Source organism: Bradyrhizobium sp. (genome assembly GCF_016462955.1).
Lineage (GTDB): Bacteria > Pseudomonadota > Alphaproteobacteria > Rhizobiales > Xanthobacteraceae > Bradyrhizobium.
Genome location: NZ_JAEMSD010000689.1, coordinates 1 through 2919 on the forward strand (window position 1 = coordinate 1; position 2919 = coordinate 2919).

Below are 2919 nucleotides of genomic sequence, written 5' to 3' on the forward strand. Positions count from 1 at the left end.
AGCAACGGCGCCACCGCCGCCCTCATGTGCACCCTCGTCCGCCAGATCGCCGAAGACGCGCGCAAGCGAGGTCTTGCCCGATCCGTTGCGCCCCATCACCGCGACCGCTTCGCCGGAGCCGGCCGCGAAATCGAGCCCGGCGAACACCTCGCGGCCGCCCCGCACGCATCTGAGCCCGTGACCGGCCAGCCGCATCTCGCCTCGTTTCAACCCGCTCAAAGCCAGGCCTCAGGAAATCTTGGGGTAGCGCATGGGAATTTTTGGCTCGCGGATTGCAGCGGCGCGATTGAGGCTGTGGCGGCGCGGTTAGAAAGCTTCTATAAGCCCGGAACTACTTGATGCAGCAACTCAACCTGCCCCTGCAAGCGGCCCAGCCTGATACGCTGACGGTGTTAAAATACCCTGCCGGGTATAGCTAACAATTGGGATTCCTACATGACCTCGCTCGACAGCTTCAAATGCAAAAAGACCCTCAAGGTCGGCGCCAAGACTTATGTCTATTACAGCCTGCCTACGGCCGAGAAGAATGGTCTGAAGGGCATTTCGAAACTTCCCTATTCGATGAAGGTCCTGCTCGAGAACCTCCTGCGCAACGAGGACGGCCGCTCGGTCAAGAAGGAGGACATCGTCGCGGTGTCGAAATGGCTGCGCAAGAAGTCGCTGGAGCATGAGATCGCCTTCCGCCCGGCGCGCGTGCTGATGCAGGACTTCACCGGCGTGCCCGCGGTGGTCGACCTCGCCGCGATGCGCAACGCGATGCAGAAGCTCGGCGGCGATGCTGAGAAGATCAATCCGCTGGTGCCGGTCGATCTCGTCATCGACCACTCCGTGATCGTAAACTTCTTCGGCGACAACAAGGCCTTCGGCAAGAACGTCACCGAGGAATACAAGCAGAACCAGGAGCGCTACGAGTTCCTGAAGTGGGGCCAGAAGGCGTTCACGAACTTCTCGGTCGTGCCGCCCGGCACCGGCATCTGCCACCAGGTCAACCTGGAATATCTGGCCCAGACGGTCTGGACCAGGAAGGAGAAGATGACGGTCGGCAAGAAGACCGGCACCTTCGAGGTCGCCTATCCTGACTCGCTGGTCGGCACCGATTCGCACACCACCATGGTCAACGGTCTTGCCGTGCTCGGCTGGGGCGTCGGCGGCATCGAGGCCGAAGCCTGCATGCTCGGCCAGCCGCTGTCGATGCTGCTGCCCAACGTCGTCGGCTTCAAGCTGAAGGGCGCGCTGAAGGAAGGCGTCACCGCGACCGACCTCGTGCTCACCGTGACGCAGATGCTGCGCAAACTCGGCGTGGTCGGCAAGTTCGTCGAATTCTTCGGCCCCGGCCTCGACCACCTCTCGGTCGCCGACAAGGCCACCATCGCCAACATGGCGCCCGAATACGGCGCGACCTGCGGCTTCTTCCCGGTCGACGCCGCCGCGCTCGACTACCTCAAGACCTCCGGCCGCGCTTCGGCGCGCGTCGCGCTGGTGCAGGCCTATGCCAAGGCACAGGGCCTGTTCCGCACCGCCAAGTCGCCCGATCCAGTGTTCACGGAAACGCTGACGCTCGACCTTGGCGACGTCGTGCCGTCCCTGGCCGGCCCGAAGCGTCCCGAAGGCCGCATCGCACTGCCCACGGTCGCAGACGGCTTCTCGCTCGCGCTCGCCAGCGAGTACAAGAAGGCCGAGGAGCCGGAGAAGCGCTTCCCGGTCGAAGGCAAGAACTTCGATCTCGGCCATGGCGACGTCGTGATCGCCGCGATCACCTCCTGCACCAACACCTCGAATCCGAGCGTCTTGATCGGCGCCGGCCTGCTGGCGCGTAACGCCGCTGCAAAGGGCCTCAAGGCCAAGCCCTGGGTGAAGACCTCGCTCGCTCCTGGCAGCCAGGTGGTCGCCGAATATCTCGCCAATTCCGGTCTGCAGCCCTATCTCGACAAGGTCGGCTTCAACCTGGTCGGTTTCGGCTGCACCACCTGCATCGGCAATTCCGGTCCGCTGCCCGAGGAGATCTCGAAGTCGATCAACGACAACGGGATCGTCGCGGCGGCCGTGCTCTCCGGCAACCGCAACTTCGAAGGCCGCGTCTCGCCCGACGTGCAGGCGAACTATTTGGCCTCGCCGCCCTTGGTCGTCGCCTACGCGCTCGCCGGCACCGTCACCAAGAACCTCGCCACCGAGCCGCTCGGCGAGGGCAAGGACGGCAAGCCGGTGTACCTGAAGGACATCTGGCCCACGACCAAGGAAATCAACGCTTTCATGAAGAAGTTCGTGACCGCGTCGATCTTCAAGAAGAAATATGCCGACGTGTTCAAGGGCGACACCAACTGGCGCAAGATCAAGACGGTCGAGAGCGAGACCTATCGCTGGAACATGTCGTCGACCTATGTGCAGAACCCGCCCTATTTCGAAGGCATGAAGAAGGAGCCGGAGCCGGTTACCGACATCGTCGAGGCGCGCATCCTCGCCATGTTCGGCGACAAGATCACCACCGACCACATCTCGCCGGCCGGCTCGATCAAGCTCACCTCGCCCGCGGGCAAATATCTCAGCGAGCACCAGGTGCGCCCGGCCGACTTCAACCAGTACGGCACGCGCCGCGGCAACCACGAAGTCATGATGCGCGGCACCTTCGCCAACATCCGCATCAAGAACTTCATGCTGAAGGGCGCCGACGGCAACATCCCCGAGGGCGGTCTTACCAAGCACTGGCCCGACGGCGAGCAGATGTCGATCTACGACGCCGCGATGAAGTACCAGCAGGAGCAGGTGCCGCTGGTGGTGTTCGCCGGCGCCGAATACGGCAACGGCTCCTCGCGCGACTGGGCTGCCAAGGGCACGCGTCTGCTCGGCGTTCGCGCCGTGATCTGCCAGAGCTTCGAGCGCATCCACCGCTCCAACCTGGTCGGCATGGGCGTGCTGCCGCTG

General features: G+C 63.6%; 2 protein-coding genes. One reads left to right on the forward strand and one right to left on the reverse strand.

The features are described from left to right. Positions 1-195, reverse strand: a 195-nt coding sequence (locus tag JHD07_RS36900) for an ATP-binding cassette domain-containing protein (protein WP_291631149.1), incomplete at its 3' end; no start/stop codon positions are given. A gap of 240 nt (positions 196-435) precedes the next feature. On the opposite strand from JHD07_RS36900, the gene acnA reads away from it, so the two are divergent. Beyond that, the coding region (acnA, locus tag JHD07_RS36905) for an aconitate hydratase AcnA (RefSeq protein WP_291631150.1) at positions 436-2919 on the forward strand (2484 nt) is incomplete at its 3' end.